Raw genomic sequence first — 4,452 nt, 5'->3', positions numbered from 1 at the left:
AATTTATAAAGACAACGGATAATAATTATTATATAATAAAAATCATAAATTTAAGAAGAATTATTATTAACTAATAACCACAGTTCTAATAATAGAATAGGAGAAAAAATGAAAAAATCAGAACAAATTTTAATTTTAATCGGAGCTGTTATTACACAGCTAGGTCTTGGAACATTTTATACTTGGAGCTTAGCTAATAAACCTTTAGCTCTTGCTCATGGCTGGGATGTAAAACAAGTTGTTATTAGCTTCTCAATTGCTTCACTATTTTTAGCAATTGGAACCCTTTTAGCTAAAAAACTTCAGTTTACCTTTGGTCTAAAAAAAGTTATTATAGCTTGTGGAATTATTTTCTGTATCACACTTATAATTGCACCTCTTATGAATTCACTACCGCTTTTATATATCTTTGCTGGTGTAATACTTGGATTATGTGATGGTGTAGCCTATGTTTTAACAGTTTCAAATGTAATAAAGTGGTTTCCTAAGCATAAGGGACTTGTTTCAGGAATTTCTGTTGGTGCTTATGGAGTAGGAAGCTTAATCTTTACAAGTATTAACTCATATCTTTTTAAACATTTTGAAGTTCATATAGCATTTCTTATATGGGGAGTTTTAGCTGGAATCTTAATTATTGTTGGAGCTATTATTACTAGAGAAGCAATTTTATCTATCTTACCTGATAAAAATCATAAACAAACTAAGGTTTATTCAGTAAAAGATTTATTAGGTACAAAGCAAACATACTTTTTATTTATAGCTTTCTTTGGTTCATGTGCAACAGGACTTTACTTAATCGGTTCTGCTACAACAATTGCTATCAATTTAGGCCATATGACTGTAGCAACTGCAGCATTAGCTGTTTCTATAATTGCTATATTCAATACTTTAGGTAGAATAATTTATGGATTTATTTCAGATAAGCTTGGAATAAACATTGCAGCTACTATTCTTTTCGTTTTAATGATTATAGCTTTATTAGTACTTTTATTTATTAAAATAACATTCCCTGTATTTTTAATAGCTTTAATTTTAATTGCTGCTTGCTTTGGTGGTGGATTTACTATCTATCCATCTATAGTTGGAGAATATTATGGTCTTAGAAATCACAGTATGAATTACGGAATTATTTATCAATGCTTTGGTGTTGCAGGTATTTTTACTGGTGTTGTTGGTGGACTTGTTCCTAGCTATAAATATATGTTTGGTATTCTTTTAGCTTTTTGTGTCCTTTCCCTTGTAATAATGATTTTTATAAGAGAACCAAAAAAGAATGCCCTTTCTAAATAAGACATAAACTTTAATATTGAATAAAAAATGGACTAGTAAAAAAATTTGTTTTTACTAGTCCATTTCCTTATACTAATCTTTTAATAATTTTGACAGAATATCTCAAAATGTTTTTGTGGATGAATACATGCAGGACAAAGTTTTGGTGGTTCTGATCCTTCAAAAATAAATCCGCAGTTATCACATTTCCAAAGAGTTTTAGGGTCTTCTCTTTTAAATACAATTCCTTTTTCAATATTATCTGCAAGAGTTCTAAAACGTTTTTCATGTTCAACTTCTGCTTTTGCAATCATTCTGAAACATGCCGCTATTTCTGGGAAGCCTTCTTCTTGTGCTATGTCTGCAAATGATGGATATAAATTTGTATTTTCATCATGCTCTCCCTCTGCTGCAAATATTAAATTGGTTTTTGTGTCTTCTGGAACTTCTATTGGATAATCTGTATCTATATGCATTTTTTCTCCATTAAAGTCTTCTTTTAAAAATTTATAAAATCTTTTTGCATGTTCTTTTTCATTTTCAGCAATTTCTAAAAATATCTTTGCCATTTGAAGATAATTTTCATTTCTTGCTATACTTGCAAAATATGTATATCTCATTCTTGCTTGGCATTCTCCTACAAATGCTTTCATTATATTTTCTGCTGTTTTTGTTCCCTTTAAACTCTTCATAAAGTCACTCCTTAATATCTTTTGTTTATGAAAGCCTTTATCTTTCCTTTATAGTTTGACCTCTCTTTATTTTTTTATACGAACTAAAATTTATAAGTAAAATATCTTTCCACTTATAATTTAATCCCAATTAGATAAACTAACTCATATATTACTTTATATAAACAATATTTAAATCTACTAGACTAAAAGGAGATTTTTTATGAAACCTTTACTTATTATTATCGGATTTTTAAGTTTAATTTTAGGGGGAATTGGCATAGCTATTCCTATACTTCCAACTACACCATTTTTACTTTTAAGTTCCCTTTGCTTCTTAAAAAGCTCAAAAAAAGTTCATACCTGGTTTATTAAATCTACTATATATAAAAAATATGCAAAAGACCTTGTTGAAAATAAATCAATGACTTTAAAAAGAAAAGTTACCTTACTTTTAATTGCTAATACATTGATTATTCTTTCTATGCTTATAATTAGAAATATCTATATTAATTTATTTCTACTCTTAATAATCTTATTTAAGCTTTGGTACTTTACCTTTAAAGTAAAAACACTTCCTAATAAAGAAACTATTTCAGAATAACTTTTCTTTTACATACTTTTAAAGTAACTTAAAATGGAACTATCTAAGATTATGATAGTTCCATTTTAGACTTTCTATTATTTTTTTATAGCATCACTTATATTATCTAACATTATATTTGTTGATGTAATTCCACCATCACTTGTATACCATGCTACTGTATCTAAATAAATTAAATTTCCATTTTTATAAGCTTTACTTTCTTTAATTAATTTATTATCTAGTAACTCTCTTGCAGTTTTCTTTTCTTTAGTTATAGCACTCTTGTCTACTACAAATATATAATCTGATTTTTGATTTTTTACATATTCATAAGATATTGTTTGTCCATGGTCTGCTTTTTTCACATCTTCAGAATCTAAGTTAAATCCAAGTTCATTATATATAATCCCAAATCTTGAATCTTTCCCAAATACACTAAGTTCACCATTACTAGCTATTAAAGTTGTTGCTGATAATTTATTTTCTTCTACAACTTTATTTATCTCTTCAATTTTCTTATCTATTTTTGAAAGTTCTTTATCTATTTCCTCTTCTTTATTGAATATTTGTCCTAAATAATTTAAATTCTTTTTTGTACTCTCCATATACTTTCCGTCTTCTTTTGAAAGTGAAATAGTTGGTGCTATTTCTGATAATTTTTCATAAAAACTATGTTGTCTTCCATTTATTATTATTAAGTCTGGCTTAAGTTCATGTATTTTTTCTAAGTCGGGTTCTTTTAATCCACCTACATTTGCATATTCTTCACCTTTATATTTGCTTAAATATTCTGGAATTGTTCCAGCTTTCGGTATTCCAACTACACCTTCTACATTCAAATTATCTATTACATCTAAGGCTGCATAATCAAATACAACTATTCTTTCTGGATTTTTATTTACTTTAGTTTCTCCCACCTTATGAGTAACCACTATTTTTTCTATACTATTTTCTTCTTTTTCCCTTCTTTCATTTCCTTTTAAAAGTACAGCTCCTCCAATTAATGAAACTATAATCCCTCCTATTATTATCCCTATTTTTTTATTCATTTTTCATCTCTCCTTTTAAAATTGATTATCTTTCTCAATATATTTTCTAAAAATAAACACAGATTTCTTGACCATCTATGTTTTGTATATTAAAGTCCATTTCATAAATCTCTTCTAATACATCCTTCTTTATTATCTCTTTTGTTTTTCCACTTTTAGCTATCTTACCATTTTTAAGTGCAACTATATAATCAGAATAACAAGAGGTATAATTTATATCATGCATAACTAAAACTACTGTTTTTTTAAGTTCATCACAAAGATTTCTAAGTACCTTCATCATTTCTACAGAATGTTTCATATCAAGATTATTAAGAGGCTCATCTAAAAATACATACTCTGTATTTTGTGCTATAACCATAGCAATATAGGCTCTTTGTCTTTGCCCTCCACTTAACTCATCTAAATATTTATCTTCAATATCTTTAAGCTTCATATAAGAAATAGCTTCATCAATATATTTATTGTCCTCTTTAGTAAGCTTTCCTTCACTATGTGGAAACCTTCCAAAGCTAACTAACTCTCTAATTGTAAGCTTTAAGCTTATGTTATTTGATTGCTTTAATATTGCTATCTTTTTAGATAATTCTTTATTACTCCACTTTTCTAAAGCTTTTCCTTCTATTAAAACTTCACCATAATCTTTTTTCATAAGTCTTGTAACCATTGAAAGAACTGTACTTTTTCCTGCTCCATTTGGCCCTATAAAAGAAGTTATTTTTCCTTTTTCTATATTTATTGACACATTATCTACAACTTTTTTCTTTCCATATTTCTTTACTATATCTTTAATCTTTATCATTACATTCTCCCCTCTCTTAATAGTAAATACATAAAATATATTCCCCCTAAAAAGTTTACAATTACACTTAATGTT

5 protein-coding genes are annotated in these 4,452 nt (G+C 27.2%); 2 read left to right on the top strand and 3 right to left on the bottom strand.

Annotated features, from left to right (window positions below):
* The first annotated feature begins 108 nt into the window (after window positions 1-108).
* A complete protein-coding gene (locus ACRC28_RS09425) occupies window positions 109-1,290 on the top strand; it encodes an OFA family MFS transporter (RefSeq protein WP_438543197.1) in 1,182 nt (393 codons plus the stop codon).
* An 80-nt stretch (window positions 1,291-1,370) separates the two neighbouring features.
* Here ACRC28_RS09425 and rbr read toward each other — a convergent pair whose 3' ends face one another.
* Window positions 1,371-1,961 carry a rubrerythrin gene (gene rbr, locus ACRC28_RS09420; RefSeq protein ID WP_438543196.1) on the bottom strand — a complete coding sequence of 197 codons (591 nt, stop codon included), beginning with the start codon at window positions 1,959-1,961 and terminating at the stop codon, window positions 1,371-1,373.
* A 202-nt stretch (window positions 1,962-2,163) separates the two neighbouring features.
* Between rbr and ACRC28_RS09415 the strand changes: the two genes are divergently transcribed.
* Entirely contained in the window at window positions 2,164-2,544 is a 381-nt protein-coding gene (locus ACRC28_RS09415) for a DUF454 family protein (RefSeq protein ID WP_438543195.1), read from the top strand.
* Window positions 2,545-2,621: 77 nt separating this feature from the next.
* On the opposite strand, the gene ACRC28_RS09410 is transcribed toward ACRC28_RS09415, so the two are convergent.
* Complete coding sequence (locus ACRC28_RS09410) at window positions 2,622-3,575, bottom strand: siderophore ABC transporter substrate-binding protein (RefSeq protein WP_438543194.1); 954 nt, start codon at window positions 3,573-3,575, stop codon at window positions 2,622-2,624.
* Window positions 3,576-3,621: 46 nt separating this feature from the next.
* Window positions 3,622-4,377, bottom strand: a complete 756-nt coding sequence (locus ACRC28_RS09405; protein ID WP_438543193.1) for an iron ABC transporter ATP-binding protein — start codon at window positions 4,375-4,377, stop codon at window positions 3,622-3,624.
* Between the last annotated feature and the right edge of the window lie 75 nt (window positions 4,378-4,452).

The organism is Clostridium sp. (assembly GCF_051650885.1).
Taxonomy (GTDB): domain Bacteria; phylum Bacillota; class Clostridia; order Clostridiales; family Clostridiaceae; genus Clostridium.
This window is presented reverse-complemented; position numbering and strand designations above follow the sequence as displayed.

Excerpts from the sequence above, each read along its gene's own strand:
- rbr (WP_438543196.1), bottom strand. The coding sequence starts at position 1,961 with ATGAAGAGTTTAAAGGGAACAAAAACAGCAGAAAATATAATGAAAGCA.
- ACRC28_RS09405 (WP_438543193.1), bottom strand. The coding sequence starts at position 4,377 with ATGATAAAGATTAAAGATATAGTAAAGAAATATGGAAAGAAAAAAGTT.
- ACRC28_RS09410 (WP_438543194.1), bottom strand. The coding sequence starts at position 3,575 with ATGAATAAAAAAATAGGGATAATAATAGGAGGGATTATAGTTTCATTA.
- ACRC28_RS09425 (WP_438543197.1), top strand. The coding sequence starts at position 109 with ATGAAAAAATCAGAACAAATTTTAATTTTAATCGGAGCTGTTATTACA.
- ACRC28_RS09415 (WP_438543195.1), top strand. The coding sequence starts at position 2,164 with ATGAAACCTTTACTTATTATTATCGGATTTTTAAGTTTAATTTTAGGG.